The organism is Paraburkholderia sp. GAS448 (genome assembly GCF_050435685.1).
GTDB lineage: Bacteria > Pseudomonadota > Gammaproteobacteria > Burkholderiales > Burkholderiaceae > Paraburkholderia.
The window spans coordinates 48,905-70,480 of the sequence record NZ_JBNDKT010000029.1 but is presented as its reverse complement, the minus strand read 5'-3'; the positions used below and the strand labels follow the sequence as shown (position 1 = coordinate 70,480).

General features: G+C 63.8%; 17 protein-coding genes. 8 read left to right on the top strand and 9 right to left on the bottom strand.

Translation table 11 applies throughout. From position 1 onward, the window contains the following. Positions 1–11: 11 nt before the first annotated feature. From P3T23_RS35385 to P3T23_RS35355, 7 genes are all read left to right on the top strand, one after another. Complete coding sequence (locus P3T23_RS35385) at positions 12–1,013, top strand: FAD binding domain-containing protein (RefSeq protein ID WP_429320704.1); 1,002 nt, start codon at positions 12–14, stop codon at positions 1,011–1,013. Next, positions 1,010–3,235 carry a xanthine dehydrogenase family protein molybdopterin-binding subunit gene (locus P3T23_RS35380; protein ID WP_429320703.1) on the top strand — a complete coding sequence of 742 codons (2,226 nt, stop codon included), beginning with the start codon at positions 1,010–1,012 and terminating at the stop codon, positions 3,233–3,235. The genes P3T23_RS35385 and P3T23_RS35380 overlap by 4 nt, the downstream gene beginning before the upstream one ends. Positions 3,236–3,424: 189 nt before the next feature. After that, positions 3,425–4,015: a nucleotidyltransferase family protein gene (locus P3T23_RS35375; RefSeq protein WP_429320702.1), complete on the top strand. Its 591-nt coding sequence runs from the start codon at positions 3,425–3,427 to the stop codon at positions 4,013–4,015. A gap of 109 nt (positions 4,016–4,124) precedes the next feature. Next, positions 4,125–4,841, top strand: a complete 717-nt coding sequence (locus tag P3T23_RS35370; RefSeq protein ID WP_429320701.1) for a PIG-L deacetylase family protein — start codon at positions 4,125–4,127, stop codon at positions 4,839–4,841. Between the two features lie 127 nt (positions 4,842–4,968). Next, positions 4,969–5,133, top strand: coding sequence for a hypothetical protein (locus tag P3T23_RS35365; protein ID WP_429320739.1), 165 nt, complete (start codon positions 4,969–4,971; stop codon positions 5,131–5,133). A 468-nt stretch (positions 5,134–5,601) separates the two neighbouring features. Next, positions 5,602–7,149, top strand: coding sequence for a methyl-accepting chemotaxis protein (locus P3T23_RS35360; RefSeq protein WP_429320738.1), 1,548 nt, complete (start codon positions 5,602–5,604; stop codon positions 7,147–7,149). Positions 7,150–7,659: 510 nt separating this feature from the next. Continuing rightward, positions 7,660–9,387, top strand: a complete 1,728-nt coding sequence (locus P3T23_RS35355) for a peptidoglycan D,D-transpeptidase FtsI family protein (protein ID WP_429320700.1) — start codon at positions 7,660–7,662, stop codon at positions 9,385–9,387. 410 nt (positions 9,388–9,797) lie between these two features. Here P3T23_RS35355 and P3T23_RS35350 read toward each other — a convergent pair whose 3' ends face one another. From P3T23_RS35350 to P3T23_RS35335, 4 genes are all read right to left on the bottom strand, one after another. Continuing rightward, on the bottom strand, positions 9,798–10,895 hold the full coding sequence (locus P3T23_RS35350; RefSeq protein WP_429320699.1) for a diguanylate cyclase: 1,098 nt from the start codon (positions 10,893–10,895) through the stop codon (positions 9,798–9,800). A gap of 138 nt (positions 10,896–11,033) precedes the next feature. Further along, a complete protein-coding gene (locus P3T23_RS35345; RefSeq protein ID WP_429320698.1) occupies positions 11,034–12,107 on the bottom strand; it encodes a hypothetical protein in 1,074 nt (357 codons plus the stop codon). Next, positions 12,104–12,820 (bottom strand): hypothetical protein, encoded by a 717-nt coding sequence (locus P3T23_RS35340; protein ID WP_429320697.1) that lies wholly within the window; start codon positions 12,818–12,820, stop codon positions 12,104–12,106. Before P3T23_RS35340 ends, P3T23_RS35345 begins: the two co-directional genes overlap by 4 nt. Before the next feature lie 357 nt (positions 12,821–13,177). Then, on the bottom strand, positions 13,178–13,624 hold the full coding sequence (locus P3T23_RS35335) for a hypothetical protein (protein ID WP_429320696.1): 447 nt from the start codon (positions 13,622–13,624) through the stop codon (positions 13,178–13,180). Between the two features lie 396 nt (positions 13,625–14,020). On the opposite strand from P3T23_RS35335, the gene P3T23_RS35330 reads away from it, so the two are divergent. Next, positions 14,021–14,344 carry a DUF1330 domain-containing protein gene (locus P3T23_RS35330; RefSeq protein ID WP_429320695.1) on the top strand — a complete coding sequence of 108 codons (324 nt, stop codon included), beginning with the start codon at positions 14,021–14,023 and terminating at the stop codon, positions 14,342–14,344. 79 nt (positions 14,345–14,423) lie between these two features. Here the strand turns inward: P3T23_RS35330 and P3T23_RS35325 are convergent, their stop codons facing one another. From P3T23_RS35325 to xylA, 5 genes are all read right to left on the bottom strand, one after another. Further along, positions 14,424–15,623 (bottom strand): sugar ABC transporter permease, encoded by a 1,200-nt coding sequence (locus P3T23_RS35325; RefSeq protein WP_429320694.1) that lies wholly within the window; start codon positions 15,621–15,623, stop codon positions 14,424–14,426. After that, complete coding sequence (gene xylG, locus P3T23_RS35320; RefSeq protein ID WP_429320693.1) at positions 15,620–17,185, bottom strand: D-xylose ABC transporter ATP-binding protein; 1,566 nt, start codon at positions 17,183–17,185, stop codon at positions 15,620–15,622. The genes P3T23_RS35325 and xylG overlap by 4 nt, the downstream gene beginning before the upstream one ends. Positions 17,186–17,293: 108 nt before the next feature. Then, entirely contained in the window at positions 17,294–18,322 is a 1,029-nt protein-coding gene (gene xylF, locus P3T23_RS35315; protein ID WP_429320692.1) for a D-xylose ABC transporter substrate-binding protein, read from the bottom strand. A gap of 141 nt (positions 18,323–18,463) precedes the next feature. Continuing rightward, the gene (gene xylB / locus P3T23_RS35310) at positions 18,464–19,942 is read right to left on the bottom strand and encodes a xylulokinase (protein WP_429320691.1); all 1,479 of its coding nucleotides are present in this window, start codon (positions 19,940–19,942) and stop codon (positions 18,464–18,466) included. A gap of 94 nt (positions 19,943–20,036) precedes the next feature. Further along, entirely contained in the window at positions 20,037–21,368 is a 1,332-nt protein-coding gene (gene xylA, locus P3T23_RS35305) for a xylose isomerase (protein ID WP_429320690.1), read from the bottom strand. Between the last annotated feature and the right edge of the window lie 208 nt (positions 21,369–21,576).

Sequence of the window (21,576 nt, the reverse complement as noted above, 5' to 3'; positions counted from 1 at the left end):
AGGATCGGCCCATGGAAGCGATCTCCTACGAACGAGCCAGCGATGTCGCGAGCGCAGTGCGTGCTGCACAACAGCCAGGCACCGTATTCATCGGCGGCGGCACGAACCTGCTTGACCTGATGAAAGGCGGCGTCGCGCGGCCCCTCAGACTCGTCGACGTCACCCATATCCGCGGACTCGATACGATCGGGTCATTGCCTGACGGCGGCCTACGCATCGGCGCATTGGTGCGCAACAGCGACGCCGCGAATCATGCGGATGTGCGCGAACGCTATCCGCTGCTGACACAGGCTTTGCTGGCGGGCGCATCGGCGCAACTGCGCAACATGGCCACCGTCGGCGGCAACCTGATGCAGCGCACGCGTTGCCACTACTTCTACGACGTCGCTTTCGTTCAGTGCAACAAGCGTCAGCCCGGCAGCGGATGCGCCGCGCTAGACGGCCATACGCGCATGCACGCCATCCTCGGCGCGAGCAGTCAGTGCATCGCCGTGAATCCATCGGATATGAGCGTGGCTCTCGCGGCACTCGATGCCACGGTGCGCGTGAGCGGTCCGCGCGGCGAACGGGTGATCCCATTTGCAGAGTTCCATCGTCTGCCAGGCGAGCGTCCCGATCTCGACACGACATTGCAGCCCGGCGAACTCATTACATCGGTCGATCTGCCGCCGCCGCTCTCCAGCGAGCACGCGCACTACCTGAAGGTGCGCGACCGCGCGAGCTATGCGTTTGCGCTCGTCTCGGTCGCGGCGGCGTTGCAGCTCGACGGCAACACAGTGAAGAACGTGCGTATCGCGCTGGGAGGCGTGGCGCACAAACCGTGGCGCGCGAGCGTCACCGAACAGATGCTCACCGGCGCGCCGCTCACCGATGCAACGCTGCAATCCGCCGCAGCCGCCGCTTTGCGCGACGCGCATCCGCAGCGCGATAACGCGTTCAAGGTGCAACTCGCGCAGCGCGCCATCGTGCGTGCCCTCAAGCAGGCCGCAGGCGAACCAGGAGGCGTCGCATGAACATGATTGGTCAGCCGCTCGACCGTACCGATGGTCTGCTCAAGGTCACAGGCGAAGCGCGCTACGCCGCCGAATTTCCAGCCGCGAGACTGGCGCATGCCGTGCTGGTCACCAGCACGATCGCGAGCGGGAGCATCGCGGCTATCGATACGGCACGCGCCCAGTCGCTGCCCGGCGTGCTGCTCGTGATGACGTATCAGAACGCAATGAGACTGCCGAACGGCGGACGCCCCGCACTTGCGCCGCCCGCCGGGCGTCATCTGACGCTGTTGCAGGACAACCAGGTCCACTACAGTAACGAGCCCGTCGCAGTCGTGGTCGCGGAGACACTTGAACAGGCCACCGACGCCGCCCGCCAGTTGCGCATCACCTGGCAAGGCTCGCCGGCGACGCTCGATTTCACGCTCGCCAAAAGCACCGCGCATGCACCAGACCGACCGCAAGGCCGGCAGACCGACACGCAGCGCGGCGACATCGAAGCGGGCCTTGCGAGCGGCACGACGTGCATCGACGCGGTCTATACGACACCGATAGAGCATCACAACCCGATGGAGCCCCATGCGACGCTGGCAATCTGGGACGGCCCGAGGCTCACGCTGTACGACTCGACGCAAGGGGTCAGCGGCGCAAAAAATGCCGTGTCGAAGACGTTCGGCATACCCGCCGACGATGTTCATGTGATCTCGCCGTTCATCGGCGGCGGGTTCGGCTGCAAGGGCTCGTCGTGGTCGCATGTGGCGCTGTGCGCGATGGCGGCGAAGCAGACCGGCAGGCCGGTGCGCCTCGCGCTCGAACGGCCGCAGATGTTCGGGCCGGTTGGCGCCAGGCCACTCACCGAGCAACACTTCGTGATCGCCGCGCGCGCGGACGGCACGCTGACCGGCATGCGCCACGACACGTTCGCCAGCACGTCGATGTTCGAAGACTGGACGGAGACCTGCGCAATGGTCACGCGCATGCTGTACGCCGTGCCGAATCAGGCGACGACGCACCGGCTCGTGCCGCTGAACGTCGGCACGCCGACCTTCACCCGGGCGCCAGGCGAAGCAACCGGGTCGTTCGCGCAGGAATCCGCCATGGACGAACTCGCGTGGGCGCTGAAGATGGATCCGATCGCGTTGCGTCTGAAGAACTACGCGGAGATCGATCCCCAGGACGGCAAACCCTGGTCTAGCAAGTCGTTGCGCGAGTGCTACCGCGTCGGCGCGGAGAAGTTCGGCTGGTCGCGGCGCACGGCGACGCCGCGCTCGATGCGCTCAGGCAACACGCTGATCGGCCTTGGCATGGCCACCGCAACCTATCCGGCCAACCGCAGCCCGGCGGCGGCAATCGCTCGCATCCTGCCGGATGGCACGGCGATGGTCGCCTCCGGCACACAGGATATCGGCACCGGCACGTACACCGTCATGACCCAGGTCGCCGCCGATGCGCTGGGCTTTTCGCCCGACAACATCCGCTTCGCGCTCGGCGATTCGAACTTGCCCCCGGCACCCGGGTCGGGCGGCTCGCAATCGGTCGCGAGTGTTTCGCCGGCCGTGCGCGATGCCGCTACGCAGGTGCGCAACAAGCTGGTCGCGATGGCGCTCGCCGATCCGGATTCTCCGGTGCACGGTGCGGCCTTCGAAGAAGTGACCGTCGCGAACGGCTGGGTGGTCAGCGTGAAGGATGCGTCGCGGCGCGACCCCGCCGGTGCGATCCTCGCGCGGGCGGGCGGCCAGCCGATCGAGGCCCAGTCCAGCGTGAAGCCTGGCGACGAGCGGCAGCAATATTCGCTCCACTCGTTCGGCTCGGTGTTTGCGGAGGTGCATGTCGACGCCGATCTCGGCACTATTCGAGTCGCGCGGGTCGTCGCGGTGTACGGCGTCGGGCGGATCCTGAACGAAAAAACCGCACGCAGCCAGATGATGGGCGGGATCGTCTGGGGCATCGGCGCGGCGCTCGAAGAAGAAACGCAGCTCGACACGCGCTACGGCCGCTTCGTCAACGCGAATCTGGCGGAGTACCACGTGCCGGTGAACGCCGATATCGGCACGCTCGACATCACGTTACTCGACGAGGCCGACCCGCACATCAACTCAATCGGCTCGAAGGGAATCGGCGAAATCGGCATTACGGGCGTGGCGGCGGCCATCGCCAACGCGGTGTATCACGCAACCGGCGTCCGTGTGCGCGATCTGCCGATTACGCTCGACAAGATCATGGCGGGTCCCACGTCTGCGTGAAGCGATCTGCGCATCGCGATCGATGTCGCGATGCAACTGCGCTGAAACGCATCGACGCGCGGTCGTGTCCGCAAGGCACGGACCGCGTTCTTTTTTGTGCCCGCCATGACGTCGCCGTAACGATTGACGCTTGCCTGCCCGGGCGTTGCACCGCACAATCGAATGCATCCCCTCTTTCGGTGCCGCCCCATGTCTTATGCGTCGTCCGCCACTGGCGTCCTGCTCGCCGCCGGCTACGGGTCGCGTTTCGACCCCGACGGCATCCATAACAAGCTGCTTGCCCTGCTCCCCGATGGCATGGCCGTCGCGCACGAAGCGGCTCATCGCCTGCTGCGGGTCACGCCCCGCGTGGTGGCCGTTGTGCGGCCGGGTTCGGAAGCGCTTGCCCGCGTACTCAACGACGCGGGCTGCGAAGTCGTGTTTTCCGTTAATGCAGAGCGCGGTATGGGCGCAAGCCTCGCCGCCGGTGTCGAAGCAAGCCGCGATGCGGAAAGCTGGATCGTCGCGCTGGCGGACATGCCATGCATCGCCGTGTCGACGATCGAAGCCGTGGCGCGTGCGCTCGACGAAGGCGCATCGCTCGTCGCGCCTTTCTATCGCGGAGAGCGCGGGCACCCGGTGGGCTTCGGCGCGGTGCATTTCGCGGCGCTGGCCGCACTCGACGGCGACACTGGCGCGCGCGATCTGTTCAGGCGGAATGAAGCCACGCGGCTGGATGTCGCCGATCCGGGGATTCTCCGGGATGTGGATACCCCGGATGATCTGCACGGGTTGAGCTGAGGCGTAGGCGCTTCGCGTTGTTTGCGACTAAGCTGAACTCAACCGTCCGACCCGATGCGCCGACGCACCCGCTGCCGTGCAGTCCGATATACCGTCGCACGCCGAACCCATGAGTGAAACCAGTCCGCGTCTCTTTATTGTGTCCCCTCATTTCGACGATGCGGTGTTCAGTTGCGGCGCATTGCTGGCGGCCCATCCCGATGCCACCGTGTGCACCGTCTTTGCCGCGCCGCCGGAGCATGAAATGCACACCGGGTGGGACGCGAAGTCCGGATTTGCGAACGCGCACGAAGCCGTCCACGCCCGCACGATCGAAGACAATCACGCGCTCGCCATACTCGAAGCGATTCCTGTCCGTCTGCCGTTTCGCGATGGCCAGTATTTCGACTCGCCGTCGATCAGCAAGCTCGCTGCCGCGCTCGAAGAGATCATCTATGGCTCCACGGCGAATACGCTGCTGATGCCGCTCGGTCTGAACGATCCCGATCACGAGCGAGTGTTCGAAGCGTGCAGCGAAATCCTGCCGCGCCTCGCGCATCTGTCGTGGTTCGGCTATGAGGAAGCGATTCATCGGCGTGTGCCCGGCGTGATGCAGGCGCGGCTCGCCGATCTCGCGCAACGCGGCATCGTTGCGACGCCGACGCATCCCGCTGGCTCGTACGCGATCGATCCGCAACGCCAGGCGCTCATCAAGCGCGAAGCAGTCAATGCGTACGTGAGTCAGTTGCACGCGTTCGGACCGCAAGACTGCGAAGACGTGTTTGCACCCGAACGTTACTGGCAGCTCAGCGCGACGCGCCAACCGGCCCGGCATACAAAAAAATGAGCGCCGCACTGACAAAGCGCCTGCACGCGTGCAGCGTTTCGTCTACGCTAAAGACGTCAGCCCAGAAATATGCCGCCGACCCGGCCACCGCAATCAACGGGCATTCAGATACCCGCGAGGTGACGTCATGACGTACTGCATGCACACCAACCCGATTCCCGATCCGCTTGCCGATCCCACGCGTGACCCCGAAGCCGATCCGCTCGTACCGCCTTCGCCCGGCCATCACAACGACGAACCGCAACGGCCTGAAGGTCCACCGGACAAGGACCCGATCGTCGATATCGACTGAGATGAGTTCGGGGTGCGTGGACCGCGATTGGCGAGCACGGCATGGCGCGCATGACGGGCGGACCAGTCGCCTTCGCCCTCGAGTTTGCCGAGAGCGCGTCGACCAGCGCGTAATACGCGTGCACCGAAGGCGTGAACGGCGTCTGCTCGTGTGAAAAATCGCCCGCACGACGGAAGTCTTCGAGATCGTTCACGCCGCGCCAGTGGCCATGCACGTACTGCACTTCGATCGCTTCGCCCGAATCGATCACGCTCCGGTAGATTAAAAAAACCTTGAAACCGGATTATTTTCAAAACCCTCCTTAAACCCGTGTTCCGCGAGGCGGAACGTTCAATTCATCAGAACATTACGGGTTTCCCCTCGCTGTGCTGCGCCGCACACCCGGCCGTTAACGCGAGCATGGCATCGCCTGCCGCCCTACCCAGTTCCCCGCTTTGACCGATGGAAAACGCGCACACCATGCAGAAGATGACGCTCAACAAGAAACTTGCTTCGATGATTGCCGTGCTCTGGATCGGCCTGATCCTGATTGGCGCCTTTGGTGCATGGCAAAACCGCTCGTCGATGATCTCCGACCGGCGCGACCAGTTGACTTCGCTCGTTCAGCAGGGCATGGGCATCGTCAACCGTTACTACACGTTGTCGCAGCAACATGTCATTGCTGAAGACGAAGCGAAGAAACAGGCGCTCGCGGCGATCGCCGCCATGCGCTACGGCAAGGACGGCTACGTTTCGGTGAACGACTCGCAGCCCGTCATGCTGATGCACCCGTTCAAGCCGGAAATGGTCGGCAAGAACATGTCCCAGTTCACCGATTCTTCCGGCAATCGCCTGTTCGTCGACATCGTCAACGCTGGCAACCAGCCCGGCGGCGGATTCGTCAACTATCTGTGGGCGAAGCCCGGCAGCGGCAGCGACGAACCCGTCGCGAAGACGAGCTATGCGGCGCATTTCACGCCGTGGGACTGGTACCTCGTGACCGGCATGTACATGGACGATGTGCAGTCGGCCTTCTATGCGAACCTGCTGCGCTGGCTCGTGATTACCGTCGTGCTCGGCGCGATTGCCACGGCCGTCATGGTGCTGGTGCTGCGCAGCGTGCGCCACGCGCTCGGCGGCGATCTCGAGGTGGCCGTCGATGCCGCGCAGCGCATGGCGCACGGCGATCTTTCGATGCCGGTGCCTGTCAGCCAGACCGACCGGGGCAGTCTGCTGTATGCCCTGCACACGATGCAGCGCGGGCTGGTCGAAACGGTGTCGCGCGTGCGGACCGGCACCGAAAACATCAACGTCGGCGCGACCGAAATCGCCGCCGGCAACACCGATCTGTCGCAACGCACCGAGGAACAGGCCGCCGCGCTCGTAGAGACCGCGTCGAGCATGGACGAAATGACGTCCAACGTGAAGCAGAACGCCGAAAGCGCCCTGCAGGCCGCCGCGCTCGCGGGCCAGGCGGCGGACGTCGCGACGCGCGGCAGCCAGGTCGTCGACGACGTGGTCCGCACGATGGGCGAGATCACCAACAGCTCGCGCCAGATCGGCGACATCATCGGCGTCATCGACGGCATCGCGTTCCAGACCAACATCCTCGCGCTCAACGCAGCGGTCGAAGCGGCACGGGCAGGCGAACAGGGACGCGGCTTTGCCGTCGTCGCAGCGGAAGTGCGCAGCCTCGCGCAACGCTCGGCCACCGCAGCGAAGGAAATCAAGGCGCTGATCGAAACGTCGACGGATACGGTTGAAGCAGGTGCGTCGCTGGTGACGAACGCCGGTTCGACCATGACGGAGATCGTGCAGTCGGTACGCCGCGTGAACGAGATTCTCGAGGAAATCAGCAACGCCTCGCGCGAACAGAGCGCGGGCATCGAACAGGTCAATCGAGCGGTGGGGGAAATGGACCAGGTGACGCAGCAGAATGCGGCACTGGTCGAACAGGCTGCGGCGGCCGCGCATTCGCTGAAGGATCAGGTCGGCGTGCTGCGCGAAGCGATCGCCAGCTTCTCGCTGCCTGCCTGACGGCGGCAGCTCAGGCTCAAACGCAGGCTCAGGCTCAGAAACAAAAAAAGAAGGCGCCCGGAGATCGTAGCGCCTCGAAACACGCCGCGTCGGGGACGACGCAACAACAAGACGAACGGCCCGGGGCGACTTTGAAAAGAATCGCCGCCCGGGCCGCTTTTTTTAGTCCGCGTTCGCCGGACTCCCTCATGGATCTCGCATCCTGATTACGTTCTCATTACAATCGGTGCCGCGGAAGTTGTTGCACCGATCGGTGACGGACCCGCATCGCTGATCGCGCTGACCGGCGGCTTTGCCGTGCGCATGCATGCCGTGCGGTTTCACTGGCGGCTCAGAACCTGGACCGACGCTGGCATCGACGCCGGCCGCGCACATTAACCCGGCGACCCGTCATCTGGCGGGCGCCCTCGCAACAGGAGCACGCCTGACAGCCTCGAAACACGCGTCGCCCGGCCTCGCAGGATGCAGCCGGACAGATGCGTTTCGCCGGCGCTGCCCGCATTCGCACCCATGAACAACAGGAAGAAATCGTCGCACCGTGACCCGTACGCCCCCGTCGCCAGGAATCCCGTGCTGGCGACGGCATTGCCGATGTGGCGTTCGAAACTGGTCGTCCTGATCGTCTTCATGGCGTTTGCCGCGCTGGTCGGGCGCGCGTTCTGGGTGCAGATCGTCAACCAGGATTTCTATATCGAGCAGGGGCAAAAGCGCTATCAGCGCACCATCGAACTCGACGCAACGCGCGGCCGGATCGTCGACCGGCATGGCGCGATGCTCGCCGTCAGCCTCGCGACATACGAGATCTGGGCGACGCCGAAGCTGCTCGACGAAGCGTCGTTCGGACCGCTCGCAAAGCTCCTCGCGTTGCCGGCGACCGACCTGCGCAGGCGTCTGACCGCCGACAGGCAGTTCGTGCTGCTCAAGCGCCAGGTGGACGCCGACACCGCCGCGCACATCGACAGGCTGGGACTCGCCGGCATCACCCAGATCGCTGATACGAAACGCTTTTATCCGGAAGGCGAAGCGGCCGCGCACGTGGTCGGCTTTACCGATATCGAAGACAAGGGCCAGGAAGGCGTCGAACTCGCGGCCAACGCGCAGTTGAGCGGCGAGCCGGGTCACCGCGAGGTGATCCGCGACCGGCTGGGCCGCGTGGTGTCCGAAACCCGGCCGCTCGTGCCCGCGCAGAACGGCGCGACGGTCCACCTGACGATCGACCGCCGCATCCAGCAGCTCGCCTACGCGCAACTCAAGGTGGCGATCGGCAAGCACGGCGCGCAGGCCGGCAGCGTCGTCGTGCTCGACGCCCGCAACGGTGAAATCCTGGCGCTTGCAAACTGGCCCGCCTTCGATCCGAACGACCGCAAACGGCTGACCGGCAGGCAACTGCGCAACCGCGCGGTGGTGGACACCTTCGAACCGGGCTCGACGATCAAGCCGGTCGTGGTCGCATTATCGATCGACGAAGGCAAGGTGCGTCCGCAAACGCTCATCGACACGGCGCCGGGCACGTACAGGATCGGTCCGAACGTGGTTCACGACACGTCGGATCATGGCCGCATCACCGTCGCCGAAGCCTTGCAGAAGTCGAGCAATATCGCGCTCGCCAAGCTCGCGCTGAACCTGCCGGCCGAAACGATCTGGACGAAATATCAGGAATACGGGCTCGGCCGCTCGCCTGAGCTGACCTTCCCGGGCGTAGCGTCGGGCAAGGTGCGGCCCTACAAACGCTGGCGCCCGATCGAACAGGCGACGATGGCTTACGGCTATGGCCTGTCGACATCGCTGCTGCAGATTGCGCAGATCTATACAGCCTACGCCGGCGACGGCACGATGCATCCAGCCACGCTCCTGCTCGATGACAGTTCAGGCGGCAACCCGCAAGCGGCACGCGCCGGGCATCGCGTCACGACGCCCGCCACCGCCGCTTCGATCCGCTCGATGCTGGAAATGGCCACCGGCCCCGGGGGCACCGGCCGCGCGGCCGTCATCGATGGCTACCGGGTGGGCGGCAAGACCGGCACCGCGCGCAAGCAGATCGGCGCGACCTACGCGAAGAACCGCTATCGCGCGCTTTTCGTCGGTATGGCGCCGATGAGCGATCCACGCCTGATCGTCGCGGTCATGATCGATGACCCGGCCGGCCGCGCCTTTTATGGCGGCACCGTGGCCGGCCCGGTGTTCTCGTCGATCGCGGGCGGTGCATTGCAACTGCTCGGCGTGCCACCAGACGTCTGATCCGAACCGCCTGGCTCGATTCACGCTGCATACGTCGAATACCGACGTCACGCGACTAACACGCAAAGACGTCACGCACCCTCGCTGGCATTGTCGCGAGAGATTGCTCGACTACCGGGACGCCGGACGATCCAGACTCCGGCAACGCTTCGCGCGCCAGGCGCAGCCGAAGACTGGCGCATTCCCCAGCAACACATGCAAAGGAAGAAGAGCCATGACGTATCGTACGTCGACGACCGCGGCCGGCGCTTCGGCCTGTTCCGGAATCCGCCTTGAAGTGAGGATCGGCTCATGCCATGCCGTCGACGGGGCTTCGTGCCATCGCCGGCGGTAGCGTCCCAACGTGCGCGCTCCTTGCGCATCGTTCCATGCCGCGCGCGGCAAATCACGCCGCGCGTTTCCACCTGCTCCTACTGCGCTTCGCTCTCGAGCGCTTCCACGCGATTGCGGCCATTGCGCTTCGCCTGATACATCGCGCGGTCGGCTTCCTCCATCAGCGCGGTGCCGAGCGTCGTAGCGTCGTCACGCTTCGCGCTGGTACGCGCCGACACGCCGATCGATACCGTCAACACGATCCGCGAGCCGCCATCGTCGAAGCATTCCAGCGCCGACACGGCCTGCCGCACCCGCTCCGCGACGATCCGTGCGTCCCGGGCATCGCCCTGCAGCAACGCGGCAAATTCTTCGCCGCCATAACGTGCAAGCGTATCGCCGAGCCGCAGCTGCTGCCGCACGCACGCGGCCACCATCACCAGTGCGCGGTCGCCAGTCGGATGGCCATAGGTATCGTTGATCTGCTTGAAGCCGTCGATATCGATGAAGAGACACGCAACCGGCAGCGCGTAACGTGCCGCGCGCGTCGTTTCCTCGCGCAGGCGTTCGTCGAAATAGCGGCGGTTGGCAAGACCCGTCAGCGGATCGGTCATGCCGAGCTGCTTCAGCCGCTCGCGGTGCGCGACGTTGTCGAGGCTCGCGTTGACGACCGTTGCGAAGCGTTCGAGGATGTCGGTCGCCATGCCTTCCGCGAAACGGCCGGCGTTGTCGCTGCCGAGGCACAGATATCCGGTGGTGCGCCCAGCGGTTTTGAGCGGCAGCACGATTGCGCTGGCGGGCGGCGCGTCGCTGCCAAAAAATGCGCCGCAGGCCGCCTCGCCCATCTCCTGCGCGGTGCCTAGCCAGGGCCTGCCTTCCTCGCATAGCTGTGCCCCGGCCTCGCTGGTCCGATGGCCGGTCTTCAGTTGATGGCGGCCCGGCCGGCGCGGCAGGTCCGGAGCGACGAGATCATGGAGCATCGGCGCACGCTCGTCGAGCCACAGGATCACAGTCGTGAGCGTGAATTCGCGCGGCAGGCGCTCGAACAGCGTGTCGAGAAAGGATTTGAAATCCTGTGCGCCAATCAGGTGGAGCTCCACGTCCTGAAAACGGCGCAACGTGCGCTCGTTGTGCTGCACGGTATCGATCAGCGCGCGCAGGCGGTCGGAAAGCGGCGTTTGGGCGAGGTTCGTCACGTTATCCAGGAATGGGCAGAGCGGGGCCAGGTCATTGCCCCAACGGCTTTATATCGGCCGCTTTTGCCAGGTCTTGAGGGCCGGATGCGGGGGCGGCAAGACAGGCGCAAGCGCCGGCCGCCGCAATGCCGGCGGCATTTATCGCTTCTTGCCCGGTCGGACGCCGGTAAGCTTGTAGCCAACCCAGGCTACGAACGCCGAGATCAGCACCTCGCCGATCTTGCTGATCACGGGATTCTGGTCCAGCCAGCTGTACCATTCCGAGCGGTCGAAACGCCCGTCCTTTGCCACCCACGCGCTGCCCACGACGAGCACGTCAAGCGAATCGGGCGCCAGCCGAAGTTCCTTCGCAAAGAGGTGTCCCGGCGAGCACATCCCCCGGCTCGGTTCCGCGAGTCGCCACGAAATCCGCGCATGTTCCGCCCCGCATGCGTAGATGCGGTAGTCCCCCGTATCCAGCGGTCTCACGCCGATATCGCGCACCGCAAGCTTCGTTGTGCCGTTGTCTCCGGCTCCTAAAGTCAGAATTGAGCGGGGCTGGTTGTTCGGAAAGACGAACCTGACCCGTGCGCCTTCTGGCACGTCCATCAATACGGGGAATGCGCCTGGCAACGATACGTGAGCCTTATTGGCCCACTCGAGTCTCTTCGCTTCGGCTGTGGCCGACATGTCGGCGTCACCGGGTACGACGGTCAGCCTGACTCGTAAGGTTGCGTGCCGCGCGATCAGACTGAGCACCGCATTCGATCTTTCGTCATGCGATGCGAGGTGGATTTCCGTATCGGGCTGAACCGACCCGACGTCGACATCGATTGTCGTATGCCCGGTGACATCAGGGCTCATGGATCGCCAGGTGATGGCCTGTTCGACGTTCGGTGAATCGAGCTGCAGTGCCGCCAACGACTGCTGCGTGGCAAGGTCCAGACGCGCCTTGTCGAAATATACGTCAACGCCTTCATGGTTCACGCCTTCGATGGAAAGCAGTGAGCCCGCGGCGATCGGCGACGCGACGACTTCCTCGTCTGAGCGGACCGACCACTTCGTCGATTCGATCGTGTGCGCAAAGGGGCGCGTGATCGCATACTGGAACGCCGCCGCGACGACCAGCACGAGGATGATGGCACCAACGGCACCGGCGATCTTCTGCCCAAAGGTCCTCGCCTTGGCAAGCGGTCCAAGCGGTCTTCTTGAAGGGACGCGCCTCGTTGTCATGGCCGCGTGATGGTCACGAGGTCGTCCGAGATTCCGCCCGCCCAGCTCGATTCGTCCTCCTGGTTGTCCCACGCGCGCACCTCGAGCCGGTGAATGCCGAGCGAAAGGGTCCGGGTGTCGTCCAGACCGTCCCAGCTTCCGGTATGAACCTTTGGATCGAGATCCTGAACCGGGATGGAGCGAATCAGCGTCGCACGAATCCCGCTGCTGGCCGATGCGGGTTCGAACCGGAGAAACGACACCGTTGCCCGGTTGAAGAGGGATTTCGTGGTGAAGGCGTAAGTGATCCTGTCGGTGCGGACGTTCGGTCGCGGCGGCTGGAAATGCAGGTTTGTCACCGCTACAGACCCAACCGCCCGGGGACCCGCGCCAATGCCGTATATTTCCAGCGGCGATGGCCTCGCCGACGAACCGTAGGCCGCGGGATTGCCCGACGGACAGGGCGGCGCCTGCGACTGCACTCGATAGCGGGCTGGCAAGGGGCTTTCAGGCGGGCCTGCGGGGAAGTCGAGCCGCACAAGGTGGCGGCCCTGGCGGCCATCGGAATCGATCACCACCGCTTTCGACGCCTGGTCGCCGATGAATATCACGACAAAGGTGCACGAAGCCGGCGCGGGCATGAAATCGACTACGAAGGGCCAGCCGCCCTTGAGAAGCGCCGTGACCTCGAACTGGTCCGGCGCACGTGTTTGCGGAAATTGCGGGCCGTCCAACAGCAATTCCTTTACCTCACCCGGGCCTGCTTCGGGTGTAGGTACATTAGGCGGTGGCGCAGCGACAGCGGAAGCCGACGATGCTTCGTGAGCATGCCGCAGGACTCCGAAAAGCAAATCCAGCGGCAGCCCAACGCCACCACTCACACCGCCGCCCGATGATTGCCCGTGCCCTTGCTGCGGGGCTCCCTCCTGGGCGCAGGCGGGTTGACTGGCCAAAAGCTGGACTGCGCACAGGCACGAGGCGAGTGTGTGCAGCGCTTGCCGAAACCGCTGGCCGTGGATGGGATGGTCGCTCATGTTGCAAGACATTCCGTCGAGCTACGAAACGCAGCGCGTCCAGAGAACGTCGACGGTTCAGTGCCTCTCGAGAAGATCGATCTGCCGTCCCGGCGCCCGGCTGTCCTTGTAGACAGACTCCGTCACCGCGACCATCCGATCTGGACCTCGCAGCGAAAGGGTCATCTTGCGAAGGACAAACGACTGATCCCAATCGACGTGACCAGTACTGCCTATGATCGCGCCATACTGCGAATTCCAGTCGCAATCGGTAGGGTGGCACCTTCCCCAGGTGTGGACGCGTAAAGTCGTTCCGTTCTGTGCTATCTCAATTCTCGTAATATCCCGCGTATTTTCATCCACGTTTACCCAGGTGCCGGCGAATGGGGCAGCGGCAATGGGTGGCGGATTGCCCGCAAGGTAAGCGGCTTGCGAGACGAGGGGCGCGGTGCAGAGGAACGCCGTTAATGCGTATAAACAGCGTCGTGCAATTGAAGCAGCAGGTGGAATTAAATACTTCATCATCTGCCCTCCTTGAACGCGTGCGCTGACAAGAGGTTGCAACGCCAGGCGATCGGTCAGCCCAGCCTTGTCGAAAGAAGTCCCTCTCCAATGAGACGAATGATCACGGTCGATTTGAAACCTGACCCGGGCTCTTCAATTCTCGATTACCACGGCCTCGCCGGCCAGGCCGTCTCGAGCGTTTCCCATCCGTAAAGGATGTTTTCCGATTGATTTTGCTGCACGGCGCTTCACGCTCAGCTCGAATGGACCTCCCTTCTGCGTGAGAATCAGCCATCAACCACGAAATGCGCAGACCCCTTTCATTACCTCCCAGGTAATCGAGTTGCGCCGCGCACGACGATATCCTCGCCTCATCCCTGTTGCCCTCGGGCATCGACCACGAAGCGAGGAACCACCATGTCAACTTACGCCATCGCGCATCTGCATGAAGTCACGATGGGCCGGCCCATCGTCGAATATCTGGAGCGGATCGACGCCACGCTTGCCCCGTTTGGCGGCCGGTTCATCATTCATGGCGGCCAATACGAAAGGCTCGAAGGGCAATGGCGCGGCGATCTGATCGTCATTGAGTTTCCCGAGCGCAAGGCGGCGCAGGACTGGTATCGATCGCCTGCCTATCAGGCGATCCTGCCGCTGCGAATGGAAAACTCAATCGGCGACGTGATCCTGATCGACGCCGTCCCGGCGAACCACGTCGCGACCGATGTGCTCGCCGGCTAGAACCCCGGTTGACCGGCGTTGCCCCACGTTGTCCGGCATTGATCGCGAACGCCGGTTGTCACGCCATGGCGCCACGACGCTATCGCCGGTTCGATCCCGACACCACGTCGATCCAGACGGCCAGCACCAGAATGGTCCCTTTGACGATCATCTGCCAGTACGCGTCGACGTCGAGCATCGACATGCCGTTATCGAGGCTCGCCATGACCAGTGCGCCAATCAATGCGCCATAGACCGTGCCTGAACCGCCGCGCATCGACGTGCCGCCGATGAAGCATGCGGCGATCGCATCGAGTTCACCCATCGAGCCGGCCGACGGCGAACCTGCCGCGAGCCGCGCCGTGTTGACGATGCCGCCGAAGGCGCACATCAGCCCCATCAACGCGAAAATCGCGAGCTTCACCCGGTCGGTGTTCACGCCGGACAGGCGCGTCGCTTCCAGGTTGGAGCCGACGGCATAGATGCGCCGGCCGAACACGGTCTGCGTCGCGATCCACGTGAAGATGGCGAGCAGCGCGAGCAGCAGCAGAACCGGCACCGGGATGCCGCCGTAACGGTCCAGCGTCGCCACGAACGCAAACAGGATCGCGCCCGCACCGACGATCTTCGCGACGTCCTGCCAGACCGGCACGACCGGCAGTTGATAGCGCTGCCGGTTGCTCCGCTGGCGCACCGTCAGGAGCGCGAGCAAGGCGAACAGCACGACGGCGAGCGTATCGCCGGCAATACGCGGCAGATAGCCCTGGCCGATGAACACCAGCCCGTCGGACACCGGCGCGATCGTCGAGCCGCCGGTCAGCCCGAGCAGGATGCCGCGGTAAGCGAGCATGCCGCCCAACCCGACGATAAACGACGGTATCCGCCGATACGTCGACCACCAGCCGTTGAACATGCCGACCAGCACGCCGAACAGCATCACCGCGGGCACGGTTGCGACCAGCGGCCAGTGGCGGTTCACGTCGAGAATCGCCGCCACGCCGCCCAGCAGCCCGAGTAGCGACCCCACGGACAGATCGATTTCGCCCGAGATGATGACGAACACCATCCCGCACGCCAGCATGCCGGTGATCGACATCTGCCGCAGCAGGTTCGACAGGTTGCGCGGCGTGACGAACGCGCCATGCGTCAGGAACGAGAAGAAAGCCCAGATGACCGCAACGGCGAGCAGCAACGCAAGAATCTTGTAGCGCGCGAACAGTTGCTGAAAACGCTGCGCACCGCCATAGGCAGAGGACGAGCCGGCATCGCCGGGGCTATGGGAAGTGACGTCGGGAGTCATGCGGCACTCGCTCCGGGTTGGGACATAGAGGGATTCACCGCATTCAGCGCGGCACTGAGAATGTGTTCCTGGGTCAGCGTTGCGCCGTCGTTGACGAAATCGCCGCGCACTTCGCCTTCGCCGATCACCAGCACGCGGTCGCTGATGCCGAGGATTTCAGGCAGTTCCGACGACACCATCACAATCGCGATACCGCGATGCGCGAGCTGGAAAATCAGCTTGTAGATCTCGTATTTCGCGCCGACATCGACACCGCGTGTCGGCTCGTCGAGGATCAGCACCTTCGGGTTGGTCAACAGCATCTTCGTCAGGACGGCCTTCTGCTGGTTGCCGCCCGAGAGGCTCGATATCGACAGCATCGGATGTGCGGCGCGGATCGACAGCCGGCGAATCTCCGTGTGGATGGTGTCGAGTTCCGCCGCGGCGTCGATGCGCCCGCCTTTTGCAAAGCGTTGCAGCACCGCCAGCGTGATGTTGTGTCCGACACCCAGTTGCGGAACGATGCCGTGCCGCTTGCGGTCTTCGGGCACCATCGCGATGCCGGCCCGAATGGCGTCGAGCGGCGCGCGGATTTTCAGCGGCTTGCCTTCGAGTGTCACCGACGCGACGCTCGTGCCCGGATACGCGCCGAAGATCGCCTGCATCAGTTCCGTGCGCCCCGCGCCGACAAGCCCGGCGACACCCAGGATTTCCCCGCGCCGCAACGCGAAGGACACATTGTTCACGCGCTTGCGGCGCGGATTGGTGACGTCGAAACAGGTGACGTTGTGCGCCTCGAAGATCACGTCGCCTATCGGATGCGGCTCGCGCGGAAACAGGTTGCGGATTTCGCGGCCGACCATCATCGCGATGATCCGGTCAGTGGTCAGCGCGCGCATCGGTTCGGTGCCGACATGCCGGCCGTCGCGGATCACGGTGATCGTGTCGCACACGGCTTCGACCTCGTCGAGCTTGTGCGAGATGTACACGCAGGCCACGCCGCGCTTCTTCAGGTCGCGCACGATGTCGAGCAGGATGCGCGTTTCGGAAGCCGTCAGCGACGACGAAGGCTCGTCCAGCAGCAACAGCTTCGCGCGCTTGTTCAGCGCCTTGGCGATCTCGATCAGTTGCTGATGGCCGCCGCCGTAGTTCATCACCGGCTGCGCGACGTTGATGCCTTCTATGCCCAGTTCGCGCAGCAGTTCATCGGCGCGGCGATACATCGCCGCGTAATTCATGCGCCCGCCGGGCAACGTGATCTCGTTGCCGAGAAAGATGTTCTCCGCCACCGACAGCTCCGGCACGAGCATCAGCTCCTGGTGGATGATGACGATACCGGCATGCTCGGTGTCGCGCACGTTGGCCGCCTTGAGCGGCTTGCCCTCCCACAGGATTTCGCCGTCCCACGTGCCGTGCGGATACACGCCCGACAGCACTTTCATCAGCGTCGATTTGCCCGCGCCATTCTCGCCGCATAGCCCGACGCATTCGCCAGGCGATACGGCAAGGTCGATGCCGTCGAGCGCTTTCACGCCGGAAAACGATTTGACGATGCCACGCATCGTCAGCAATGGTTGCGCCATTCGCGTCTGCCTCGCTGCAAAATGCGCGGTTTCCCCTACATGAGCATGCTAGCCACGCTAACCACGTGGCCATGCGAACATGCGAGCGAAACCGCGCACGCCTTCCGTTTATTGGCTCGCGAGTTGCGACTGGGTATAGAAGCCGTCCTTCACGACAAGGTCGATATTGCTCTTCGTCAGCTTGGTCGGTTCCAGCAGCACGGTGTCGACCTTCTTCTTGCCGTTGTCATATTGCGCGTTGAACGCCGGTTTCGTGCCCTTCGCAAGATCCACCGCCAGCTTGGCGGCTTCGCCTGCGATCAGCTTCAGCGGCTTGTAGACCGTCATCGTCTGCGTACCTGCGATCACGCGCTTGACGGCTGCAAGGTCGGCATCCTGACCGGAGATAGGCACCTTGCCCGCCATGTTCTGCGCGGCGAGCGCCTGGATCGCGCCGCCAGCCGTGCCGTCGTTCGAGGCAACCACGGCGTCGATCTTGTTGTTGTTCGCGGTCAGGGCGTCTTCCATGATGCGCAGCGCCGTCGAAGCGCTCCACTCCGGCACCCACTGCTGGCCGACCACCTTGATGTCGCCGCGGTCGATCGCCGGCTTCAGGATTTTTAGCTGGCCTTCGCGCAGCATCTTGGCGTTGTTGTCGGTCGGGGCGCCGCCGAGCAGGAAGTAGTTGCCCTTCGGCTTCACGTCGTACACGCCCTGCGCCTGCATTTCGCCGACCTTTTCGTTATCGAACGAGATATAGGCGTCGACATCTGCATCGAGAATCAGCCGGTCGTATGACACGACCTTGATGCCTGCTTTCTTCGCTTCGGCGACCACATTACCGAGCGTCTTCGAGTTGAACGGCACGATGACGATCACGTCGACACCGCGCGAGATCAGGTTTTCGATCTGCGCAATCTGGCGCTCTTCACTGGCATCGGCCGATTGCACCGATACTTTCGCGCCGAGCTTCTGCGCAGCGGCGACAAAATAGTCGCGGTCGCGCGACCAGCGCTCGACGCGCAGATCGTCGATACAGAAGCCGATTTCAGGATTGTCCTTGCTCGCATGCGCGAGTGGCGCGGCAAGCGACAGGCTGGCGAGTACTGCTCCGCACAAAAGCGAACTGAGTACGGAACGACGTGTAGCGAATTTCATGTCTCACTCCTCGTTATGATCTGGTCATGCTGAATTAATGGCGCACGCGGCGAGACGCGCGGCCGGACAAACGACAACCCAGGAACTACCCGTTGCACCGCGGCTACGCTGGCCGTGAGCGTCGTGCTGCCTGATATTGCGCTACGGACTACTGGCGAACACCGGTTCGAGCGCGCGATAGAGCGAATGAAACGTGGGCCGGCGTTCGTCGCGATACCACGCGTGTCGTGTCGCATCCGGCTCGCGGACCGCAACGACTTCCGGCGTGGGACACACGTCATCCAGAGACGCATCCGGCTCGATGGCAAGATGAGCGAGACGCGCCGCTCCCAGGGCCGGGCCCACTTCGCCACCCGAACGCAATGTCAAGGGGCGACCGGCGATATCGGCGAGCATCTGCGTCCACCAGGCGCTGCGCGAGCCGCCGCCGATCACCGTAATTTCATCCGGCACGAGTCCTGCAGCGTGCAGCGCATCCATGCCATCGAGCAACGCGAGGCCTACGCCTTCGAGCGTTGCGTTCGCGAGATCGGCACGCGCCGTCTCCGGGGTCATGCCGTAAAACACGCCCTTCGCGTTGACGTTGTTGTGCGGCGTGCGCTCGCCGGTCAGGTACGGCAGGAACCATGGGCGGCGGTTTCCGCCGTTCGCTTCGGCATCCGCCAGCAAAGCGGTCACGTCGGCGTAACCGGTCAGACGCGCGCAATAGTCGATACAACCCGCGGCGTTGAGCATCACCGACATCAGGTGCCAGGTTTGCGGCAGCGCATGACAGAAGCTATGCACTGCCGACGCCGGATTCGCGAGAAAGCCGTCCGACACCGCGAAATAGACGCCCGAGGTCCCGAGCGACAGCATCGCCTGTTTCGGCTTGACGATGCCGACGCCGACGGCGCCCGCCGCGTTATCCCCTCCACCTGCCACGACCGGAATCTCACGCAAACCCCACTCGCTGGCTAGCGCAGGGCTCAAGGTTCCGGTAATGCGGTTGCCTTCGTACACATCGGGCATCTGCTCACGCGACAGGCCGCACGCGGCCAGCAGCGCATCGCTGTAATCGCGCTTCGCAACATCCAGCCACAAGGTACCCGCGGCATCCGATGGATCGGTCGCAAAATCGCCGGTCAACCTGTAGCGCAGATAGTCTTTGGGCAGCAGCACCCTGGCGATGCGCGCGAAAACGTCGGGCTCGTGACGTCGCACCCAGAGCAGCTTGGGTGCGGTAAACCCGGGCATGGCCAGATTCCCGGCAATCTGATGCAGTTGCGGCACTGCAGCTTCGAGTTCCGCACATTCCGTATCGGACCGTCCGTCATTCCAGAGGATCGCTGGCCTCAAAACGGCGCCACGCGCGTCGAGCAGCGTCGCGCCGTGCATCTGGCCGGTGAGTCCGATCGCTTCGATACGGTCCGCCCCGATACCCTCGACGCGGACCTGGGCAAGCAGGTCCTCGATCGCCGCCGAAGTGGCGTTCCACCAGTCGTCCGGCGCCTGCTCGGACCAGCGCGGATGCGGCCGGCTGACAGAAAGCGCGCGCTGCGCCGTGCAGCGCACGCGCCCGTCCCTGTCGAGCAGCACGGCCTTGACGCCAGACGTGCCGAGGTCGATCCCGATGAACATGTGTCTCCATCCTTTTTTCGCGCAAGTGTGCGCTTTGTCGACCCGCCTTCCATTGCGAAATTGACGGGTCGCACTAACGTTTTTTAGCGGTGCCTCATGTGTCTTTTCGTGGTCCGTAAATCGCCTGATTCACGACGTTTTCGAGCCGCTCCTGATGGCCGCTCACATGCTGCGGATTCACGCCGCGGGCAACCGCGTCCGTCGCCAATGTCGCCAGCGAATAGCCACCCGACAGGATCTTGCGGCCGAACTCCGTATCCCAGCCCGCATAGCGCTGCTGACGGAACTGCTCCAGGCGATCGTTCTCGACCAGCGCCGCCGCGCGCTCCAGTCCGAGCGCGAGGATATCGATCGCGCCGACGTGTCCGTAGAACAGGTCTTCCGCGTCCACGCTCTGGCGCCGCACCTTCGCATCGAAGTTCATGCCGCCCGTCGTGAATCCGCCATGACGCAGGATCTCGTAGAACGCCAGCGTCATTTCTTCGACGCTGTTCGGAAACTGGTCGGTATCCCAGCCGTTCTGCGGGTCGCCGCGATTCGCGTCGACGCTGCCGAAGACGCCAAGCGCAAAGGCCGTCGCGATTTCGTGATGGAACGAATGACCGGCAAGCGTCGCGTGGTTGGCTTCGATGTTCACGCGAATCTCGTTCTGCAAGCCGTATTGCGTCAGAAAGCCGTGTACGGTGGCCACGTCGTAATCGTATTGATGCTTGGTCGGCTCCTGCGGCTTCGGTTCGATGAGGAGCGTGCCCTTGAAACCGATGCGGTGCTTGTGCTCGATCACCATGTTCAGGAAGCGGGCAAACTGGTCGCGCTCACGCACGAGATCCGTGTTGAGCAGCGTGTCGTAGCCTTCGCGACCGCCCCACAGCACGTAGTTGTCGCCGCCGAGCTTGAGCGTCGCGTCCAGCGCGTGACACACCTGGGTCGCGGCAAAGGCAAAGACTTCCGGGTTCGGGCTGGTCGCCGCGCCTGCCGCGTAGCGCGGATTCGAAAACAGGTTCGCCGTACCCCACAGCAGCTTCATGCCGGTGTCCTGCTGCTTGCGCGCGAGGTAGTCGCTCATGCGCGAGAAATTCTCGACGTACTGCTTGATGCTCGTGCCTTCGGGCGCGACATCGGTATCGTGAAAGGTGTAGTACGGCACGCCGAGCTTCGTGAAAAACTCGAAGGCGGCATCGGCCTTTAGTTGGGCACGCTCCATGGCGTCGCCCGGCTGATGCCACGGACGGTGAAACGTCCCTTGCCCGAAAATATCGGTGCCCGGCCAGACAAACGTGTGCCAGTAGCATGCGGCGATCCGCAGATGCTCTTCCATCGTCTTGCCGAGCACGCGCTTCTGTCTGTCATAGTGGCGGTAGGCGAGCGGATTGTCCGACTGTGGACCTTCGTAGCGGATCGCGGGGATGTGTTCGAAAAAGGACATAACGTCTCCAGTTTTTATGTTGCGCCGCAACCAGATCGAGCGTCGCGGAAAGCCTGTGCGGCAAGGTAAAGCCATGCTGCCAGCACGCGGCATATACCGGCAATTGCGAAATTGCGCAGGCTGTGTGATGTTTCTCGCCAGTGGCGCGAATCGGTTGCCCTGCCGCGGGTTTCCGGGCCTAAAATAACCGGACACTTAAAACCGGCGC

Coding starts and splice junctions, on each gene's coding strand:
- xylF (WP_429320692.1), bottom strand. CDS start 18,322: ATGAAATTCGCTACACGTCGTTCCGTACTCAGTTCGCTTTTGTGCGGA.
- P3T23_RS35375 (WP_429320702.1), top strand. CDS start 3,425: ATGTCTTATGCGTCGTCCGCCACTGGCGTCCTGCTCGCCGCCGGCTAC.
- xylB (WP_429320691.1), bottom strand. CDS start 19,942: ATGTTCATCGGGATCGACCTCGGCACGTCTGGCGTCAAGGCCGTGCTG.
- P3T23_RS35365 (WP_429320739.1), top strand. CDS start 4,969: ATGACGTACTGCATGCACACCAACCCGATTCCCGATCCGCTTGCCGAT.
- P3T23_RS35360 (WP_429320738.1), top strand. CDS start 5,602: ATGACGCTCAACAAGAAACTTGCTTCGATGATTGCCGTGCTCTGGATC.
- P3T23_RS35380 (WP_429320703.1), top strand. CDS start 1,010: ATGAACATGATTGGTCAGCCGCTCGACCGTACCGATGGTCTGCTCAAG.
- P3T23_RS35385 (WP_429320704.1), top strand. CDS start 12: ATGGAAGCGATCTCCTACGAACGAGCCAGCGATGTCGCGAGCGCAGTG.
- P3T23_RS35345 (WP_429320698.1), bottom strand. CDS start 12,107: ATGACAACGAGGCGCGTCCCTTCAAGAAGACCGCTTGGACCGCTTGCC.
- xylG (WP_429320693.1), bottom strand. CDS start 17,185: ATGGCGCAACCATTGCTGACGATGCGTGGCATCGTCAAATCGTTTTCC.
- P3T23_RS35330 (WP_429320695.1), top strand. CDS start 14,021: ATGTCAACTTACGCCATCGCGCATCTGCATGAAGTCACGATGGGCCGG.
- xylA (WP_429320690.1), bottom strand. CDS start 21,368: ATGTCCTTTTTCGAACACATCCCCGCGATCCGCTACGAAGGTCCACAG.
- P3T23_RS35370 (WP_429320701.1), top strand. CDS start 4,125: ATGAGTGAAACCAGTCCGCGTCTCTTTATTGTGTCCCCTCATTTCGAC.
- P3T23_RS35335 (WP_429320696.1), bottom strand. CDS start 13,624: ATGATGAAGTATTTAATTCCACCTGCTGCTTCAATTGCACGACGCTGT.
- P3T23_RS35325 (WP_429320694.1), bottom strand. CDS start 15,623: ATGACTCCCGACGTCACTTCCCATAGCCCCGGCGATGCCGGCTCGTCC.
- P3T23_RS35355 (WP_429320700.1), top strand. CDS start 7,660: ATGAACAACAGGAAGAAATCGTCGCACCGTGACCCGTACGCCCCCGTC.